This window comes from Nocardia cyriacigeorgica GUH-2 (assembly GCF_000284035.1).
Lineage (GTDB): Bacteria > Actinomycetota > Actinomycetes > Mycobacteriales > Mycobacteriaceae > Nocardia > Nocardia cyriacigeorgica_B.
The window spans coordinates 2,991,361-3,009,204 of the sequence record NC_016887.1 but is presented as its reverse complement, the minus strand read 5'-3'; the positions used below and the strand labels follow the sequence as shown (position 1 = coordinate 3,009,204).

Sequence of the window (17,844 nt, the reverse complement as noted above, 5' to 3'; positions counted from 1 at the left end):
ACAATAGTGATCACCGCTCCCCAGCACGCGAATCGCTGCGGTTCAGTGCCCGGATTCGTCCAGCTCGGCGACCGCGCGCTCGATCTCATCGGCCAGCGTGGCGCCGCCGACCTCCCAGGCGGCGGCGCGGAAACGGTCCCGGAATCGGCTCAGGTCGCTGCCGATGCCCTCGCCGCCGTAGCTGGTGGCGGCGGCGTCGCGGAAGGTGCGCACCATTTCGTCGGCCAGGTCGGCGATGCGGGCGCGGATGAGTTTGCGCAGGGCGCCGCTGAGGGTGACGTCGGTGCCCACGTCGTAGAGGATCAGCGCACCTTTGAGCATGGGCAGGTCCGGGATCGCCCAGTTCTCGCCGCGGCGTTCCAGGTATTGCGCGGCCTGCAGTTCGTCGAGGATGTCGGGGCGGCGGTCGCCGAGCAGTTCGCTGAGTTCGTCGTCGTCGAGGACAGTGGACTGATCCGCATGACCCGGTTTGCGTGGATCGAAGACCGCACGCCAGTCGCTGGTGCCCGTGCCGGTTTCGGTGGCGAAGACCTCGCGAATCGCGTCCAGCCGCAGGCCACGGGCTTGCATGGCGAGGATGTCGCGCAGCCGGTCGAGGTGCTCGGTGCGGTAGAGCGCCTCCTTGCCGACCCGCTCGGGCTTGGGCAGCAAGCCGAGCGAATGGTAGTAGCGGATCGTTCGCGCCGGGACGCCGCTCAGTTCGGCCAGCTGGGTGCGGCTGTATCGGGACACGCGACCAGCATAGATACCAAGCGCACCCTTCGTTGACAGTTCCAACTGTCGTCATTAGCGTAACCGGCGTCACTGCCGACGCCGATCGAGGAGTTTCCCCATGTCTCAGCACGCGACGGACTACGACGTCCTCATCGTCGGGTCCGGATTCGGCGGCAGCGTCACGGCGCTGCGACTGGTGGAGAAGGGCTACAAGGTCGCCGTGATCGAGGCCGGCCGCCGCTTCGCCGACGACGAACTACCCAAGACCAGCTGGGACCTGCGCAAATTCTTGTGGGCGCCCAAGCTCGGCTGCTTCGGCATCCAGCGCATCCACCCGCTGCGCGATGTGCTGATCCTCGGCGGCGCCGGCGTCGGCGGCGGCTCGCTCAACTACGCCAACACCCTGTACGTGCCGCCGGAGCCGTTCTTCCAGGACGCGCAGTGGCGTGAGATCACCGATTGGCGCGACGAGCTGAGCCCGTACTACGAGCAGGCGCAGAAGATGCTCGGCGTGGTCCGCAACCCGCACATGACTCCGGCCGACGAGGTGTTCAAACAGGTCGCCGAGGACATGGGCGTCGGCGACACCTTCGTGCAGACCCCGGTCGGCGTGTTCTTCGGTGAACCCGGCAAGACGGTGGAAGATCCCTACTTCGGCGGGGTCGGCCCCGAGCGCACCGGCTGCCTGGAATGCGGTGACTGCATGGTCGGCTGCAAGTTCGGTGCCAAGAACACCCTGGTGAAGAACTACCTCTACCTCGCGGAAAAGGCGGGCGCGCAGGTCATTCCGATGACCACGGTCACCGCGCTGCGGCCGCAGCCGGACGGCAGCTGGGAAGTGGCGACCGAACGCACCGGTGCCTGGGTGCGCAAGAATCCGGCCGTCTACACCGCCCGCCATGTGGTGCTCGCCGCCGGCACGCTCGGCACCCAGAAGCTGTTGCACGCCATGAAGGATCAGGGTGTGCTGCCCGAGCTGTCGGACCGGCTCGGCGTGCTCACCCGCACCAACTCCGAGTCCATCGTCGGCGCGGCCACCAAGAAGGTGGTGCCGGGCCAGGACTTCACCAAGGGCGTGGCGATCACCTCCTCGATCCACCCCACCCCCGACACCCATATCGAGCCGGTGCGCTACGGCAAGGGCTCCAACTCGATGGGCCTGTTGCAGACGCTGATGGTCGACGGCGGCGGCCGCATCCCGCGCTGGCTGCGCTTCCTCGGCATCGCACTGCTGCACCCGTTGACGCTGCTGAGCTTCCTGAGCGTGCGCAACTGGAGTGAGCGCACCATCATCTCGCTGGTCATGCAGCATCTGGACAACTCCATCACCACCTACACCAAGCGCGGGCTGTTCGGCCGCAAACTCACCTCCAAGCAGGGCCACGGTGAACCGAACCCGACCTGGATTCCGGCGGGCAACGACGTCACCCGCCGCGTCGCGGAAAAGATCGGCGGCGTCGCGGGCGGCACCTGGGGCGAAGTGTTCAACATTCCGCTCACCGCGCACTTCCTGGGTGGGGCGGCCATCGGCGCCGACCGCGAGCACGGGGTCATCGACGCCTACCACCGCGTCTACGGCTACCCCACGCTCAGCGTCGTCGACGGTGCCGCCGTCTCGGCCAACCTCGGCGTCAACCCGTCGCTGACCATCACCGCCCAGGCCGAGCGCGCCGCCGCCTACTGGCCCAACAAGGGCGAACAGGATCTGCGGCCCGAACAGGGCGCGCCGTACCAGCGCATCGCCCCGATCGCCCCGCACCACCCGGTCGTACCGGCGCACGCGCCCACCGCGCTGAAGCTGCCGACCATCCCCGCCCGCCGCTCCGACAGCGCCCCAGCGGCAGGCTGATCCCCCGCTCGTCGCGCCCCCGCCGGCTCTCCCGCCGGCGGGGGCGCGACGTTTCCGGAGCCGTCGGCGGGGATGCCGGGATTCCGGCCCGGTGACCATCGCGTGCTCGTATGTTTGCCCTACACAGTGAGATCGGAGATGGACAGTGAGTACAGGTGAGGTCGCTGCGGATTACGTGATCGTCGGGGCGGGGTCGGCGGGTGCGGCGCTGGCCGCGCGGCTCAGCGACGATCCGGATACCACGGTCGTGCTGCTGGAGGCGGGGCCACAGGACAAGAACAAGTTCATCCATATCCCGGCCGGGTTCTCCAAGTTGTTCCGCAGCGAGGTGGATTGGGATTACCTGACCGAACCGCAGCCGGAGCTCGACGGCCGCCAGATCTACTGGCCGCGCGGTAAGACCTTCGGTGGGTCGTCGTCGATGAACGCGATGATGTGGGTGCGCGGTTTCCGCGCCGATTACGACGAATGGGCGCTGCTGGCAGGCGAGGACTGGAGTTTCGCCAAGGTTGTCGAACAGTACCGGCGCATCGAGAACGTCGAGGGTGCCCAGTATCCCGACGAGGGCACCGGCGGCCCGCTGCACATCTCCCATCAGCGCAGCCCGCGCGGTCTCACCGCCGCCTATCTGGAGGCGGTGCGCGAATGCGGTTTCCCGGTGGAGCCGGCGAACCGGCCCGCGCCGGAGGGTTTCAGCCAGACGATGGTGACCCAGCGCGGTGGCCGTCGCTGGAGCACCGCCGATGCCTACCTGCGCCCGGCGCTGCGCAGGCCGAACCTGATCGTGCGGGCCGAGGCGCTGGCCACCCGGGTGCTGTTCGACGGAACCCGCGCCACCGGCGTGGAATTCCGCCAAGGCGGCGCCACCGTCACCGCGACCGCGCGACGCGAGGTGGTGCTGTGTGGCGGGGCGATCAACAGCCCGCAGCTGCTGATGCTGTCCGGCATCGGCGACCGCGAGGAGTTGAGCCGGCTCGGCATCGAGACCGTGCACCACGCCCCCGAGGTCGGTGCGAACCTGCAGGACCATCTTGTGTCGGCGGTGGGTTACGGTGTCGGCTCCGATTCGCTGTTCGCTGCCGAGAAGCCGCGTCAACTGCTGGATTATCTGCTGCGCCACCGCGGCATGCTGACCTCCAACGTCGGTGAGGCCTACGGCTTCCTGCGCAGCGATCCGGAGCTGGAGCTGCCCGATCTGGAGCTGATCTTCGCCCCCGCCCCGTTCTTCTATGAAGGGTTGCGCGAGCCCACCGAGCACGGCGTGGTGCTGGCGACGGTGCTGCTGCGCCCGCACAGCCGCGGCCGGATCAGTCTGGCCTCGAAGGATCCAGCGGCCAAACCGGTCATCGACCCGCGCTATCTGTCCGACGCCGAGGGTGCGGACCGCGCGGCGATCCTGTCCGGGCTGCGCACCTGTGTTCGGCTGGCCGAGTCACCGGCGCTGAAATCGGTGCTCGGGCCCATCATCTACCCGCCGCAGCCGCCCGCCGATATCGAGCAGACCCTGGAACTGTCGCTCAATCGCTACTCGCATACCCTCTACCATCCGGCCGGAACCTGCCGGATGGGCACCGATTCCGCCAGCGTCGTCACCCCGCAGCTGGAAGTGCGTGGCGTGCAGGGGCTGCGGGTGGCCGATGCGTCGGTGATGCCGGTGCTGGTGCGCGGGCACACGCACGCACCGTCGGTGCTCATCGGTGAGCAGGCGGCGACGTTCATCAAGCGCGGCGCGAACAGCTGAGCCGAGCGGCCCGCCCACGATCGTGATCATGGGCGGGCCGAAACCACGTGGCTTCCTGGATATCTCGGTGCCGTTCAGCGTGCGGGCACGCGGGCGAAGCCCAGCGGCGGGGTGGGGTCACGCTCAGGGCGCACCACCGGCCGGAAGTCGGGGTGATTGAGCAACATGCCCGCGTTGCGCGCGGCATAGCAGCGCACCAGCGGCAGCGCCCGTGCCACCTCGGCCCGCTCCACCGGCTCGGGATCGACGAAACCGATCGAGTCCAGCCGCAGGCCCAGCGTGTTGCTGATGCGCACGATGGCCGAGGACTTGCGGCCCCAGCCGATCTCGACGACGGAGAACATCTCGTGCAGCCCGTGCCTGCGCAGCATCTCGGTGGTGCGGGCGCGGTCGCCGCGGCTGGCCACCGCGTGCCACATGCCGCGTTCACTGAGGATCCGCAGCGTGCGCAGCGCGGAGCGGTCCAACGCGCCCACGGTGCCGTCGTAGACGACGCCGTCCCACAGCGTGTTGTCCAGTTCCCAGACAAGACATCGCAGTGCCGGTTGCATCTGGGCGCCCCTATCGGTCTCTCATCACTGCTGCCGCGCCGAACACGGCAGGCGGGTCCAGCACACCATCCAGCGCACGGCACGGGCCGGGCAAGACCCGGCTTTCCCGGGCCCATACGGCCGGGACGATGCTACCCATAGCGATCATCCGGCGACCACTCGTGCGCGGGATGTCATCGCGGCAAACCGAGCCCGTCGGCCAGCACCGGCCACGAGTCCTTCATCGCTTGCTGCCAATATCCCCAGGAATGGGTGCCGGTCGGCTGGAAGTCGAAGGTGGCCGGGATACCCAGCTGATGCAGCCGGTCACGCAGATTGTGGGTGCACCAGTTCACCGCGGCCTCGATCAGGCCGCCCAGGACCAGCTGATTGGCGAAACCGCGTGGGCCGGGCTGCATGTGGGTGCCGTTGTAGACGTCGAACATTCCCGGGATTCCGGTGCCGGTGGAGATGAACAGCTTCAACCCGCGCAGTCCCTCGGCGTTGACATACGGGTCGTTGGCCGCCCACATCGGATCGCCCGGCGGGCCGTACATGTTGTCGGTGTCGCCGCCGCCCCACGACTCCACCGCCAGCTTCACGAACTGCTGGCCGATCGGGTCGCTGATCTGCGCGCACCCGCTGTAGGCCGCCACGGCACGATACAGGCCGGGTTTGGCGATCGGCAGTTGCAGCACCGAGGTGCCCGAGGTGGACAGGCCGGCGATCGCGTTGACGCCGGTGGTGCCGAATTCGGCGTCGATCAACGGCGGCAGTTCCTCGGTCAGGAACGTCTTCCATTTGTACACACCGAGTTTCGGGTCACGCGCCCGCCAGTCGGTGTAGTAACTCCAGCGCCCGCCGATCGGCTGGACCACGTTGACGTCCTTGTCGGCGAGGAATCGCAGCACATCGGTGTTCTTCTGCCAGGTTGCACTGTCCTGTCCCCCACCGCCGCCGTTCAGCAGATACAGCACCGGCCGCGGCACCGACCGATCGGCCGGCCGCTGCACATTCACCATGATGTCGGTGTCCATCGACGCCGAATGCACCCGCAACTGCACCGTCCGGTCGTCGATCGCCCAGGACCCGGTGATCGAGGACGCGGGCTCGGCCGTCGCACTCGGCCCCACCGCCACGCCCGACGCGGCGGCCACCACGGCGAGCGCGATCGCCACCCTGCGCCCGCGGCGGGCCAATCCAGATCCGATCATGAGACCTCGAGCTCCTGTCCTGGCCGGCGCCCGGCACGAACCGGCACTCACCAGCTGGTCGACGGCAGATGAAACACGCCCAACCTAGAACCCGCCCGCCCCCACACCCCGGGGAACAAGATCGGGTCTGGACACCTCACCAACACCCGTCTTCATGCCTAGAGACAGAACACAAGCGGCGGACGGCCGCTGGTTGTCCGCAGATCGATCGGGTACAGCCACGACAGGTACCCGTTTATCTGTGAGGAGATGTGATGAAACGGTTCCGTGGCTATCTGGTGCGATCGACGGCGGCGGCTGCTGCGTTGGCGGCGGGTGCGGTGCTGGCGGGGTGTGGCGATGACGAGAGCTCCGATCCGGTGCCGGGAACGCCCGACATGCCCACCATCACCATGACCACGCCGGGCGCGACCACCTCGCCCGACGGTGACGACGACACCGTGACCCCGCAGGCCGCGCAGCAGTTGTGCGACATGATCGAGCCGGAGCTGGACAACTGGCGCGATCAGGGCTCGACCGTGGCGAAGGTCAGCTTCAACGGCACGGTGCAGAACTGGGCGGCTCGCAATGAAGGGCTCAATGACGAGGTGATTCGCGACAATTCGATCGTCGACACCGTGACCACTCAGACCTGCCCGGATGTGCGTCAGCAGGCGATCGACATCCTGGAGGTGCCCGATCTGGCGTCGGCGCTGGCGGGCTGGGACAACTGACCGCTAGCGCGGTGGGGGTGCGATCTCGCTGAGGTTCGGTAGCGCGGTGTCGGCGCCCAGGCCCTTGTCCTGCGCGGCGGCCCGGATCGCGTCGACCACCAGCAGCAGCGCCGCGCGGCGAGCCGTGGTGGTGCGGTAGGCCAGCGACACCGTCCGGGTGAGGATGTCGCCGAGCGCGACGACGTCCACCCCGGGCGGGCGTAGCGCCAGGCCCAGGTCGGAGACGAGGGTGACGCCCAGTCCGGCCGCCACCATGGCCATCGCGGTGGCCTGTTCCTCCACTTCGTGGTCGATGCGCGGCGCCACCCCGGCCGATTGGAACGCCAACCGCACCGCGTGCCCGAAATGCGAACGGGCCGGCGCCAGAATCCACGGGTGCTCGGCCAGTTCGGCCAGCGTGATGCTGGTGGCGGGCACAGCACCAGCGGGCACCGCGGCGTAGAGCCGCTCCACCGCGATCACCGCACGCTCGAGGCCACGATCCCAAGCCATCGGGTAGTTGGAGTAGTCGAGCACGAACGACAGATCGAGCGCACCGTCGCGCACTGCGGCGGCCGTCGATTCGGGCGCGAGTTCCCGCGTGCGCACGAGGATGCCGGGGTGGGTGCGGGCGAGGGCATTGAGGGCGTCGGGAAGCAGACCGGAGGCAACCGAGGCCCACACCCCGGCGGTGAGCGTCGCCGTCACCGAATCGGCCGCGTCCTCGAGCGCCTGGGTGGCACGTTCCACCGAGGCCAGGATTTCCTCGGCATGTTCGGCCAGCAGAACACCTTGGTCGGTGAGCTGAACCCGGCGGCCCCGCCGCTCCAGCAGCCGCGTCCCGACATCGCGTTCGAGTTGGGCCAGCTGCTGCGACACCGCCGAGGCGGTGTAGTGGAGCGCGGTGGCGGCCGCGGTGATGGTGCCGCGCCGGTGCAGCTCACGCAACATACGCAGGCGGGCCAGCGACAGATCCATGCCCTCGAGCCTAAGCGCTGTGCAGCAACGGTGAACACAGCCGTGAACCAACCGTAAATAGACGCATGGACCTGTGCGAATGCACGCTGGCAGCAGAGGTCGTACCCGAATCGGGTGCGATCGAAACCGAGCCGGAGTGTGCGCGACGCGGCGTTGCCCTGGCAGGCATGGAGCAGAAACAGGGAGGTGTCGGCCATGACGACAATGCACGAACCGGTCGGAGGTCCCGCGCAGGCGAGCGCACACGATGTCGCGGCCCTCACCGCGCCACCCGCCGCGCCTGCCATCCGCCGCACCGAACCGTATCTGCGCCTGCACTGGACCGACTCGCACACCGGCGCGGTCGGCTACCTCGTCGTGCACACCCTGCGGGCCGGCCTGGCCACCGGCGGCACCCGGATGCGCGCCGGGTGCACGCTGAGCGAGGTCGAAGATCTGGCGCGCGGGATGGCCGCCAAAACCGCCACCTTCGATCTCCCGGTCGGCGGCGCGAAGGGCGGCATCGACTTCGACCCCAAGGATCCGCGCGCGGTCGAGGTGCTGGAACGGTTCTGTGAGGCCATGCGTCCGTGGCTGGACGCGCACTGGGTCACCGCCGAGGACCTCGGCGTCCCGCAACATCTGATCGACGCGGTGTTCGACACACTCGGCCTCGGCCAGAGCTATCACGCCGCCATCCGCCGCGCCGCCGACCCAGCCGCCACGCTGGCCCGGGTGCGGCGCGGGCTGGACGCGGCGGTCGACGGCGGTTTCCTGCTCGGCGACGTGATCGGCGGCTACGGCGTCGCGCACGCCTGTCTGGCGGCGGCAGTCTGGTGGGGGCAGGCGCCGTCGGGCACCACGGTGGCGATCCAGGGCATCGGCACCATGGGCGGTGCGGCGGCCTACTACCTGCACGAGGCCGGGATGACGATCACCGCCATCGCCGACGCCGCCGGCACCCTCCACTGCGCCGACGGACTCGATATCCCGGCACTGCTCGCGTTGCGCGACGGCTACGGGGAGATCGACCGCTCCCGGCTGCCGGAGGGCATCGAGCAGTTGCCGCGCTCGGCGATCCTGTCCTGCGAGGCCGACATTCTGGTGCCCGCGGCCATCTCCTATGCGATCACCCCGGACAACTCCTTCGGCATCCGGGCCCGCATCGTCGTCGAGGCCGCGAACGCCGCCACCACACCGGAGGCCGAGGCCATGCTCGCCGCGCGTGGCATCCCGGTGGTACCGGATTTCGTCGCCAATGCCGGGGCCGTCGCTTGGGCGTGGTGGTTGTTGCTCGGTGAGGTCGACGACGATCCGGACACCTCGTTCGACCGGCTGCGCACCATCATGCACGCGAAAGTCGCGCAACTGCTGGCGGCCTGGGCCGAGCAGGGGCTCACCCCGCGCGAGGCCGGGCAGCGCTGGGCCGACGATCCGGCTCCGATCGCGGGGCCCGTCGTCATCCCCTGAGCGCCGTCACCGGTCAGTACCGCGACGGCGAGCAGGGATTGCCGAGGCCCGAACCCGTGGCCAGATCACAGATTCCGCTGGTGAGCATCTGGAACGGGGTGATGCCCAGCAGGACGAGGACGCCGATGATGTCGCCGCGCTGAGCGAGGTAGCCGGCCGACTGCGCGGCCGACGAGCCCGCATCGAGCATGGACGAGCCGGTGCCGGCTTCGGCAACCGGCGCGACGGACGCCGGCGATTCGGCGTTCGCGCCGGCTGCCGCGGCGACGAGGGAGGCCGCCGCGACGGAGGCCGCGGCACAACGCAGGGTATTACGCACTTTTCGCGCTCCTTGATGTTCGGTGGATCGGTGGCTCAGCGATGGGGCTTGCTCATATCGCGGTTCATGGTGGGGATTTCGATGCTGATCGGCATCCGCAGTTCGGACAGATACGTCAGCGCGCCCTTGCGCAGGAATTCGTCGAACAGCCAATACACATCCGCCGCCGGGGGTGCCACGGTGAGCACACCTTCGCGCACCGCGATGAACGGGCCCCAGCTGAACTGGAGCAACGGATCCCACAGCGGTTCACGCGGAATGCGCAACCCGTCGGCGATGCGGTCGCCCAGCAGGAATCGGGTGAACGAACCCAGTACCGGCTTGCTGAGAATGGCGAAATCGACATTGGCGCCCAGCCCCAGCAGCCGATCGGCCAGCTTCGCCCCCTCCGGAGTCGCGGCGAGGATCGGGTCGAGCACCTGTGCCGCTTGGGAATTGGCTTCCGGCCAGGAATTGGGGATGTATTCGTCGCGGATGCCCAGCATGTGCGCGGCCACCTGCCACGAATGCAGGAATGCCTCCGATTCGTGCGGCGGGATCGGCACCTTCCAATTGGTCAGGTGTTTCATGACGGTGGTGGGCAGGCTGTGCCAGGTGACCATCATGTCGTTCTGGCTGATCGGAATGTCTTCCTCGGCCGACTGCACCCAGTGCGGCGATTGCGGCAGCAGATGCCGCACGGCCGCGTGCACGAGCCGGGTCTTGACGCAGGTGACGACCATTTCCCCGTCGGGGGCGTAGGCATTGTTGCTGCCGATGTCGTAGCCGAGTTTGGCGGTCTTGGTGATGCGGTCTTTGAGGTCGTGGCCGCCCTTGGAGTAGTAGACCGCGCGCGCCTCCTTGGGAATGACGGTGCTCATCATGCCGCTGGCGAATCCGTAGAGCACACCGAGGTAGAGGCCGCGCTTCTTGTTGAATTCGATCGCGGTGTTCAGTTTCGCCGGATCGGTCCAGTGCGGCATCTGCCGGGCGTACTCCATGAAGTCGCGCAGGTCCGCAGGCAGCCCGGCGGGCAGCGGCTGCCCGTTGGCCGTCCAGGTGCGCAGTAGTTCGTTGACCCTCGGGACGTCGCCGCGGTCGATCAGGCCGGCGACCAGCTCATCGGCCTCGGGGTCCCATACCGTCATCGGGTCGGCTCCGGTCCCGGATCCGGCGACCGAACCGTTGGGTGACCAGGTCCAGGGTTCGGCGCGGGCGGGCGAGACCACCGCCATGGCGCCGAGCGCACCCAGAATCCCACCGGCCTTCAACGCATTTCGCCTGTTGAGTCCATCCATGGCGTCCACTCCTCATCGAGTACAAGCAGATCCCCCCCGCGCGCGGAGAACAGGCAGGCCACCCACCCCCGCAGCGGTGCGGAATAGTCATTAACTTAACAGGGCGCCGTAACCGTGTACACGTTTTCGGAGAATCGGTTCGTCCACTCCCCTTCCCATCACCGCAAGCCGCGCAGACGATGATCAACAGCCCTGACAAGGCTCGCTGGACCAGCAGAATCGGCCCGGTCAGCCAGGCGGGACGGCACTGCGCGCGCTGCGACCCAGGAGGCGCTGCCCGGTCGGCAACCCTCCCCGAAACAACAGCAATTCCGAGTAACTTAGCGACACCAGCACACCCAAGCGACAACACAGACCCAGGCATGACACAGGCCACCGGCCGCCATCGAGCAACGATGACGGCCGGTGGCCTGAAAAATCAGCACGGGCGCCGCTACCGGGATGCGCGGCAGACGGACCGGCGCACGCCCGGAAAGGCCGCATGCCCACCGAACGGCCGGGTGCGTGTCGGCCGTTCGGTGGGCATTTTCCGCCGGGCTCGCGATGCGGGGGACGGACAGGGGCGGGTTGAGGGGTCTCCCGTCCGCCGGCACGGTGGGCGCGGCGGCCTGGCAGCTACCGGGCCGGTCGCCGGAGTCGCTAGTCGATCCGGTCCGGTGGGTGCCGGTCTAGGGGCGGGTCAGAGTTGTCCGCCGCCGCCGATGAGCCAGGGGTTGAAGGTGCATTGCAGTTGCGGGAACTGCACCGGATCCAACGCGTTCAACGCGATCGACAACGCGCGCGGCGAGTACATCATCGTCAGGTGGTCGGAGATGTCTTGTTCGCAGCCGTCTTGCAGGGTGATGTTGCGGACCGTGGCTCCCGGTCCCGGCTTCAGGAACGTCAGATCATAGGGGTTGGTGATCTCGTCATACCGGGTCCCGACGATGGTGTAGTCGACGCCCGGGACGGTGTCGCCGCCTGCGTTGAGTTGGTTGACGAAGTCCGAGCCGATGGTCTGCTGGATCCCGGCGTGCCCGACGAAGATCTCGATGAACCCGAGGATATCGATGCCCAGGTTGTTGATCGCGCGACCGAGGGCGCCGATGCCGTCGAGGCTGGTGCCGTGATGGGTGGCGCCGTAGGTGATGAGGTTCTTCACCTTCGCCGCACCCCCTTCGAACTTGGTGTACCAGTTCGACATCGACCCACCCTGCGAATGCGCCACGATATCGACCTCGGACGCGCCGGTCGCCGCCAACACCCGGTCGACGAACACCGCCAGTTGTTTGGCCGAGTCCTGGATGTAGCCGGTGCCCATCACCCCGGGCAGCACCGACCCCAACCCGCCACCCTCGAGCAGATTCGAGCGCCCGTAGTTGAAGGTGAAGGTGCAGAACCCGGCATCCTTGATCGGCTGACCCATGTAGGCGAACCCGTTGTAGGCGTTCATCCAGGTGCCGTGGATCAACAACACCGGCCGCGGATGCTCCGCCGTCGGCTTGCAATTCCAGTCGTTGGCGCCGGGCGGGGCCGCATCACCGTTGGCCAGGCCGTAGGCGAACGCCGCCAGCCACGACGTCTGCGAAGGCCCGTAACCGATGGTATCGGAGGCATACCCACCCGACGACCCCGAACTCGACCCCGAACCCCCGTAGCAATCACCGGACCCGTTACCCGAGCCGGCGCCGCTACCGGAATCACACGCCGACCCCGAACTCGACCCCGAATCGGCCACCGGCCCCGCCACCGACCGCCCCGCCGCAATATAGTCGGCCAGATCCTGCTCCGTCGGCGCGGCCGCGGCCTGCCCACCCACCGTGGACAACGCGAGCACCGCCGCACTCGCCACCACCACCGAACGCAACAACCGGCGAGAGGTACTTCGTCTCATAACGTGCCTTCCTGAACAACAATGTTCCAGTGTCAGTGCCGACGTGCCGGTCGTCGGCACGGAAACTGCGCCAACGCTAAGACCGCAAGACCCCGAAACCAGCGCGCCGCCATGGGGTCTGGAAACCTCACGAACGCCCTCACGCGCCATTAGGGACCGGACACAGAAATCGCCGCGCAACCACGCCCGGTGAATCTCACAGACCCGCACGGCGGTGCCCGGTCCGCCATCACAATCACACGTGGGTCGGCACGAAAAGCGGCCGCGGGAATCGGTGAATCCTCCAGATAACCAACTGATCACGACACATTTCCCGGCCCGTGCCGAATCATGGAGCAATACCATTTTCCGCCAGCGGTGATCACCGCCCGGCACATTCTGGGAGTGCCCATGTTCGACTCGATGGCATCGCCGACCCGCATCCATTCCGCCGGCAGGCCGCACCGCAAGCGAGTCGGGCTGCGGCTGACCGCAGCCACGCTGCTCGGTGCGGCCGCGCTGATCGGCTCGGGTCTGCACTCCCCCGCGGCCGCCGCCGATTCGACGGGTTCGGCCGAGTTCGTGTCCGGGCCGCTGGTCCAGGTGCACGGGCCGGGCACCGCGATCGTGGTGCTGGGCTATGGGCTCCTACCCGACGGCAGCATGCGGCCCGAGCTGGTCGCGCGGTTACGCGCCGGCTACATCCAGGCGCTGCTGGCGCCGGGCTCGCCGATCATCGTCACCGGCGGCAACCCGCGCAACGGTGTCAGCGAGGCCGTCGCCATGGCGGATTGGCTGGTACGCCACGGTATTCCGGCCGAGCGGGTGCATCTGGATCCGGCCGCGGTCGACACCGTGCAGAACGCACACCATTCGGCGCGGATCATGCAGGAGATCGGCGCCCGCGACGCCGTCGTGGTGACCTCGGCCGACCATATCGACCGCGCCGTCGCCAGCTTCATCGGCGCGGGCGTGCCGGTCGCCGCGGCCGTCACCCCCGACCACAATCCGGTCCCCGCCTGGGTGTTCGGGCCCATGCGCTGAGACCGCCCGAATTTTCGTTCCGAGCGCTTTGTAGGGAGCACAGATGTCCGAGGCAGCCACCACTCTCGCCCCCGCCGATCAGGTGCGGGCCCTGCTCGACCACCGTTACCGGTCCTCGCACCGGTATACCGTGGGCCGGGAGAAGATCCGCGAATACGCCCGTGCGGTACAGGACCGCCACCCGGCGCACTGGGACGAATCCGCCGCCGCCGCACTCGGATACCCGGGTCTGATCGCACCGTCGACGTTCGCCTCGATCATCCTGCTGCGAGTGCACCGGGAGATCCTGGACACCGTGCTCACCGGCTACGACCCGGCCCGGATCCTGCACGCCGATCAGGTGATCGACATCGGCCGTCCACTCATCGCCGGCGACGAGTTGACCTGCGATATCTACTTCGAATCCTTCCGCCATTTCGCCGATTACGACGTGATGGCGATCAAGAGCGTGCTCACCGACGCCACCGGTGAGGTGGTGCAGACCGGGTCGACCGCGCTGCTGGCACGAACCGGTGAGGCCGAACGTCTCGGCGAGGCGGTACGCCGGGTGGCGATGACCGATCCGCGCGCCGACGCGGTGCCCGGCACCATCACCGCGGCCGGCCCGGAAACGGTGTCCGCGGTGGTGCCGCGGCACATACCGTGCACCACGATCGATCCCGCGTCGCTGCGGGTCGGCGCCGTGCTGCCACCGACGGTGTTGTGGCTCTCGCGGGGTGATCTGGTGAATTACGCGGGCGTCACCGGCGATACGAACCCGGTGTTGTTCGACGAACGCACCGCCATCGAATGTGGGCTGCCCACCGTGGTGGCGCCGGGCATGCTCAAGCTCGGGCTGGCGGCGGGGTATCTGAGTTCCTGGCTCGGCGATCCCGCCGCGGTCACCCGGCTGCGCGCGCAATTCGCGCACAACACCCACTATCTGCGGGTGCCGGCGCTGGCGTCGAGCCCGATCGAGTTCAGCGGCCGGATCACCTCACTCGATGCGAGCGGACGTCGCGGTACCGTTGCCATCGATGCACGCTCGCACGGGCGCAAACTGTTCGGCTATGCCGCCGCCGAAGTGCGCTTCACCGCCTGAGTGTCAGCGCGGCGGGGTGGACGACACCCCGAGTGCGGTCGCCAGCGTCGGCCAGGTGCGCGGCAGCTGCGCCCGGAAGTCGGGCCAGGTGTGCATGCCCTGGTCCAGCAGCTCCACCGTGGCCGGGATACCGAGTTCGTCGAGGCGGGCGGCCATGCGCTCGGTACACGAGCGCGCGCCCGCTTCCAGGGCCGCGCCACCGCCCATCTCCCCCAGCGCCGCGACGATATCGGGCGCCCGCGCCACCTCGGTCAGGTCGACGCCGGTCGGCGCGCCGGTGGCCGCCGACAGGTAGATCGCGGTGCCACGCAACTGTTCGGCGCCGAGCAGGCTGTCGTGGGCGGCCCATTCCGGCGACGACGGCGGCCCCCACAGGTTCTCCGGGTTACCGCCGCGGGAGGCGACGGTGATGGTGGTGACCGCGCGACCCAGCGGATCGGCGGTCGAATAGCAGCCGCTCATTCCCGCCACCGCCCGGTACATCCCCGGATGACGCTGGGTGAGCATCATCGCCGCCTGCGCACCCATCGACACCCCTGCGATCGCGCGGACGCCGGTGCCGCCGAGATAGGTCTCCACCAGCGGCGGCAGTTCCTCGGTGAGAAAGGTTTCCCACCGATTCAGGCCCAGGGCGGCGTCGGAGCGCACCCAGTCGCTGTACATGCTGCCGGTGCCGCCGGTGGTGAGCACGACGTCGACCGGTTTGCCGGCGAAGAATTCCGCCGCCCCGCCCTTGGTCAGCCAGCCCGAGGTCTTCTCGCCGTCGACGCCGTCGAGCAGATACAGCGTCGGGCGCGGGGCCGGGCCGGTGCCGATCAGGGTGTCGATGGCGATCACCCGCCGCATCGCCGCCGACGCGATATGCAGCCGGATGCGCTGCTTGTCGAGTACCTCCACACGAATCAAAGATGTTCGGGTGACGGCGGTTTCGACGCCAGGGCCGGGCGAACCCAGCACGGGCACCGATTCTGTGGGTTCGGCGGCCGCGGGCGTCACGCAGACGGCGGCGACCAGTGCCATCGCCGCCGCCGTCACCGGTAGTCGTGTACTCATCCGGCCGCAGCGCTTCGTTCCGCCCGGCGCGCGGCCACGGCCTCGCGACGTTCCTCGAACCGCACCGCGCGCCGTTCGAGATTGTCGAGGAAGGCGTGCAGTTCGTCGCGGGCTCGTTCGCCCTCGCCGCCGAGGTCGGTGCGGTCGAAGACCCGCCAGGCCCGCAGCACCGGCCGCAGCACCACATCCAGGTGCTGGCGCAGGTCGTAGATGCCGTTCTTGGCCAACAGCACCGAATTGCGGCGGAAATCCGGTTGGGTCAGGCCGGGCATCTGGAACCGGGTCACCACATCGGTGATCGCGCGCAGCATGTCGTCGGGTGCCAGATCCAGGGCGGCGCCACTGATGGTGCGGTAGAAGATCATGTGCAGGTTTTCGTCGGCGGCGATGCGCTGGAGCATGCGTTCGGCGATCGGTTCCTGGCAGGCGATTCCGGTATTGCGGTGACTGATCCGGGTGGCCAGTTCCTGAAAGGTGACGTAGGCGGTGGAGCGCAGGAATTGCGAGCCCCGCTCCGGTTTCGCCACACCGGTGCTCATATGGGTCATGCGGGCCTGTTCCAGCGCGACCGGGTCGACGGCCCTGGTCACCACCAGGTAGTCGCGCATGACGATGGAGTGCCGGTTCTCCTCGGCGGTCCAGCGTCCCACCCAGGTGCCCCAGACACCGTCCTGGGTGAAGGTGTCGGCCAATTCGCGGTGATAGGACGGCAGATTGTCTTCGGTGAGCAGATTGGTGACCATGGCCACGCGCGCTACGTCCGACAGCTTCGATTGTCCCGGTTCCCAATCGATGCCGCCCAGCGCCGCGAAATTGCGGCCGTCGTCCCAGGGCACATAGTCGTGCGGATTCCAGGACTTGGCTTTGCGGAGATGATCGTGGAGCTGGCGTTCGGCGATCGGTTCCAGTTCGCGCAAGATGTCGCGATCGGTCAGCGCGGTGGTCACAGTGTTCTCCTTGTCCCGGGGCGGAATCGAGATCGGGCGCGGATGCTCAGGCCGATCGGCCGATGCGGACGGCGTCGGGGACGTCGGGCAGGTACCGGCAGCCGGCCTCACCGTCGGCGTCACTGCCTTCGGTGATCCGGTACAGGCCCGCCGGATGCCCTGCGCCGCGGACGTGTTCGAGCACGTCGTGGGCGCGACCGGCCAGTTCCGGAATGCGCTGGGTGGGTCCGCTGATCACCACGGCGGTCAGCGCCACCTCGGCGGCCTCGCCGACCACCTCGAGCACCTCACCGGTCATCGCGGGCGACGGTGCGAACGCGGAGGCCGGGTCCTGCGGGACGAGCACCGTGCCCCCGTCGGCGGACAGCAGCGACAACGACCGCGAGCCCAGCGGAGCGGCCAGCGCCGCCTGTACCCGGCGCAGTTTGCGCCGGCCCGCCGAGACCGCGCCGATGCCGGCGTCGAGTTCGTCCGGATGCGGCGGGATCGCCAGCGCCACCACCTGGTAGGCCGGTGCCACCGCGATGCCGGTGCGCCGGGCCAGCGCGCCGACGCCGTGGCCGCTCAACAGCGCCGAGACCAGGGTCTGGGCGGCGGTCTGATGTTCGCGCGCGACGAGGCGGTGCTCGTCGAGGTAGGCGGCCGAGGCGGTGACCGTCACCAGTTCGAGCACCTGCACCATCAGCTGCGTACCGGCCAGCAGTTGCGCGGCCGAGCCGTCGGCGGCGTCGTCGTCAGTGGCGTGATCGGCCAGGAATTCCAGTCCCTGACGGATCCCCTCGTGGTAGGCGCCCAGCACCGTCTCGAGGGCGACGCCCTCACGCGCCCACCGCGCCGCCGCCCCCGCGATCGCCTCGGCGCCCGCGCCCGGCCGCCCGCTGCGCGGGTGCAGCTGCTGTACCGCTTCGGCAAGGCAGTGCCGCACCGTGGCCGCGATGTCGCCGCCGTGCGTGCCCCGCCTGCGGCGCATCAGGAATCGCACGAGTTTCGCTTCCAGGCTCGAGATATCCGCGCCGGCCTGTGTGCCCATCATGACTACCGGACGCTATCGGGGATCAGCGGCGAAATTACCCCCTGCGGTGGGGAATCGGAGAAGTCATGAGC

Annotated in this window: 16 protein-coding genes; 6 read left to right on the top strand and 10 right to left on the bottom strand. The window is 68.6% G+C overall.

The annotated features are described in order from the left end of the window. Positions 1–42 precede the first annotated feature (42 nt). Positions 43–732: a MerR family transcriptional regulator gene (locus NOCYR_RS13500; RefSeq protein WP_014350936.1), complete on the bottom strand. Its 690-nt coding sequence runs from the start codon at positions 730–732 to the stop codon at positions 43–45. A gap of 100 nt (positions 733–832) precedes the next feature. On the opposite strand from NOCYR_RS13500, the gene NOCYR_RS13495 reads away from it, so the two are divergent. Both NOCYR_RS13495 and NOCYR_RS13490 read left to right on the top strand, forming a co-directional pair. Then, the gene (locus tag NOCYR_RS13495; RefSeq protein ID WP_014350935.1) at positions 833–2,563 is read left to right on the top strand and encodes a GMC family oxidoreductase N-terminal domain-containing protein; all 1,731 of its coding nucleotides are present in this window, start codon (positions 833–835) and stop codon (positions 2,561–2,563) included. Positions 2,564–2,708: 145 nt separating this feature from the next. Further along, positions 2,709–4,304 (top strand): GMC family oxidoreductase, encoded by a 1,596-nt coding sequence (locus NOCYR_RS13490; RefSeq protein WP_014350934.1) that lies wholly within the window; start codon positions 2,709–2,711, stop codon positions 4,302–4,304. A 74-nt stretch (positions 4,305–4,378) separates the two neighbouring features. Here NOCYR_RS13490 and NOCYR_RS13485 read toward each other — a convergent pair whose 3' ends face one another. Further along, positions 4,379–4,855 carry an HAD-IIIC family phosphatase gene (locus tag NOCYR_RS13485; RefSeq protein WP_014350933.1) on the bottom strand — a complete coding sequence of 159 codons (477 nt, stop codon included), beginning with the start codon at positions 4,853–4,855 and terminating at the stop codon, positions 4,379–4,381. Positions 4,856–5,028: 173 nt separating this feature from the next. Then, positions 5,029–6,048: an alpha/beta hydrolase gene (locus NOCYR_RS13480; RefSeq protein ID WP_014350932.1), complete on the bottom strand. Its 1,020-nt coding sequence runs from the start codon at positions 6,046–6,048 to the stop codon at positions 5,029–5,031. A gap of 254 nt (positions 6,049–6,302) precedes the next feature. Between NOCYR_RS13480 and NOCYR_RS13475 the strand changes: the two genes are divergently transcribed. Beyond that, the gene (locus NOCYR_RS13475) at positions 6,303–6,761 is read left to right on the top strand and encodes a hypothetical protein (protein WP_014350931.1); all 459 of its coding nucleotides are present in this window, start codon (positions 6,303–6,305) and stop codon (positions 6,759–6,761) included. Positions 6,762–6,764: 3 nt separating this feature from the next. Here the strand turns inward: NOCYR_RS13475 and NOCYR_RS13470 are convergent, their stop codons facing one another. Continuing rightward, positions 6,765–7,718 (bottom strand): LysR family transcriptional regulator, encoded by a 954-nt coding sequence (locus NOCYR_RS13470; RefSeq protein WP_014350930.1) that lies wholly within the window; start codon positions 7,716–7,718, stop codon positions 6,765–6,767. A 195-nt stretch (positions 7,719–7,913) separates the two neighbouring features. On the opposite strand from NOCYR_RS13470, the gene NOCYR_RS13465 reads away from it, so the two are divergent. Next, entirely contained in the window at positions 7,914–9,167 is a 1,254-nt protein-coding gene (locus tag NOCYR_RS13465; protein ID WP_014350929.1) for a Glu/Leu/Phe/Val dehydrogenase dimerization domain-containing protein, read from the top strand. A gap of 13 nt (positions 9,168–9,180) precedes the next feature. Here NOCYR_RS13465 and NOCYR_RS13460 read toward each other — a convergent pair whose 3' ends face one another. The 3 genes from NOCYR_RS13460 to NOCYR_RS13450 all read right to left on the bottom strand — a co-directional run bounded on the left by NOCYR_RS13460 (position 9,181) and on the right by NOCYR_RS13450 (position 12,636). Continuing rightward, on the bottom strand, positions 9,181–9,486 hold the full coding sequence (locus NOCYR_RS13460) for a hypothetical protein (RefSeq protein ID WP_048833329.1): 306 nt from the start codon (positions 9,484–9,486) through the stop codon (positions 9,181–9,183). A 35-nt stretch (positions 9,487–9,521) separates the two neighbouring features. Then, on the bottom strand, positions 9,522–10,763 hold the full coding sequence (locus tag NOCYR_RS13455; RefSeq protein ID WP_048833328.1) for an oxygenase MpaB family protein: 1,242 nt from the start codon (positions 10,761–10,763) through the stop codon (positions 9,522–9,524). A 679-nt stretch (positions 10,764–11,442) separates the two neighbouring features. After that, the gene (locus NOCYR_RS13450; RefSeq protein WP_048833327.1) at positions 11,443–12,636 is read right to left on the bottom strand and encodes an esterase/lipase family protein; all 1,194 of its coding nucleotides are present in this window, start codon (positions 12,634–12,636) and stop codon (positions 11,443–11,445) included. A gap of 402 nt (positions 12,637–13,038) precedes the next feature. Here NOCYR_RS13450 and NOCYR_RS13445 point away from each other — a divergent pair, with 402 nt between their 5' ends. Together NOCYR_RS13445 and NOCYR_RS13440 are read left to right on the top strand one after the other, a co-directional pair. Further along, positions 13,039–13,659, top strand: coding sequence for a YdcF family protein (locus NOCYR_RS13445; protein WP_231856077.1), 621 nt, complete (start codon positions 13,039–13,041; stop codon positions 13,657–13,659). Positions 13,660–13,702: 43 nt separating this feature from the next. Continuing rightward, a complete protein-coding gene (locus NOCYR_RS13440; protein ID WP_014350924.1) occupies positions 13,703–14,740 on the top strand; it encodes a fused (3R)-hydroxyacyl-ACP dehydratase subunits HadA/HadB in 1,038 nt (345 codons plus the stop codon). Between the two features lie 3 nt (positions 14,741–14,743). Here the strand turns inward: NOCYR_RS13440 and NOCYR_RS13435 are convergent, their stop codons facing one another. Genes NOCYR_RS13435 through NOCYR_RS13425 form a run of 3 tightly spaced genes read right to left on the bottom strand, consistent with a single transcriptional unit; the run spans position 14,744 to position 17,773 of the window. Further along, positions 14,744–15,793, bottom strand: coding sequence for an alpha/beta hydrolase (locus tag NOCYR_RS13435; RefSeq protein ID WP_014350923.1), 1,050 nt, complete (start codon positions 15,791–15,793; stop codon positions 14,744–14,746). After that, positions 15,790–16,740, bottom strand: coding sequence for an acyl-ACP desaturase (locus tag NOCYR_RS13430; RefSeq protein WP_014350922.1), 951 nt, complete (start codon positions 16,738–16,740; stop codon positions 15,790–15,792). The genes NOCYR_RS13435 and NOCYR_RS13430 overlap by 4 nt, the downstream gene beginning before the upstream one ends. Positions 16,741–16,786: 46 nt before the next feature. After that, complete coding sequence (locus tag NOCYR_RS13425) at positions 16,787–17,773, bottom strand: hypothetical protein (RefSeq protein ID WP_052315502.1); 987 nt, start codon at positions 17,771–17,773, stop codon at positions 16,787–16,789. Positions 17,774–17,844 lie beyond the last annotated feature (71 nt).

Excerpts from the sequence above, each read along its gene's own strand:
- NOCYR_RS13495 (WP_014350935.1), top strand. The coding sequence starts at position 833 with ATGTCTCAGCACGCGACGGACTACGACGTCCTCATCGTCGGGTCCGGA.
- NOCYR_RS13485 (WP_014350933.1), bottom strand. The coding sequence starts at position 4,855 with ATGCAACCGGCACTGCGATGTCTTGTCTGGGAACTGGACAACACGCTG.
- NOCYR_RS13480 (WP_014350932.1), bottom strand. The coding sequence starts at position 6,048 with ATGATCGGATCTGGATTGGCCCGCCGCGGGCGCAGGGTGGCGATCGCG.
- NOCYR_RS13475 (WP_014350931.1), top strand. The coding sequence starts at position 6,303 with ATGAAACGGTTCCGTGGCTATCTGGTGCGATCGACGGCGGCGGCTGCT.
- NOCYR_RS13470 (WP_014350930.1), bottom strand. The coding sequence starts at position 7,718 with ATGGATCTGTCGCTGGCCCGCCTGCGTATGTTGCGTGAGCTGCACCGG.
- NOCYR_RS13465 (WP_014350929.1), top strand. The coding sequence starts at position 7,914 with ATGACGACAATGCACGAACCGGTCGGAGGTCCCGCGCAGGCGAGCGCA.
- NOCYR_RS13455 (WP_048833328.1), bottom strand. The coding sequence starts at position 10,763 with ATGGATGGACTCAACAGGCGAAATGCGTTGAAGGCCGGTGGGATTCTG.
- NOCYR_RS13450 (WP_048833327.1), bottom strand. The coding sequence starts at position 12,636 with ATGAGACGAAGTACCTCTCGCCGGTTGTTGCGTTCGGTGGTGGTGGCG.
- NOCYR_RS13445 (WP_231856077.1), top strand. The coding sequence starts at position 13,039 with ATGGCATCGCCGACCCGCATCCATTCCGCCGGCAGGCCGCACCGCAAG.
- NOCYR_RS13440 (WP_014350924.1), top strand. The coding sequence starts at position 13,703 with ATGTCCGAGGCAGCCACCACTCTCGCCCCCGCCGATCAGGTGCGGGCC.
- NOCYR_RS13435 (WP_014350923.1), bottom strand. The coding sequence starts at position 15,793 with ATGAGTACACGACTACCGGTGACGGCGGCGGCGATGGCACTGGTCGCC.
- NOCYR_RS13425 (WP_052315502.1), bottom strand. The coding sequence starts at position 17,773 with ATGATGGGCACACAGGCCGGCGCGGATATCTCGAGCCTGGAAGCGAAA.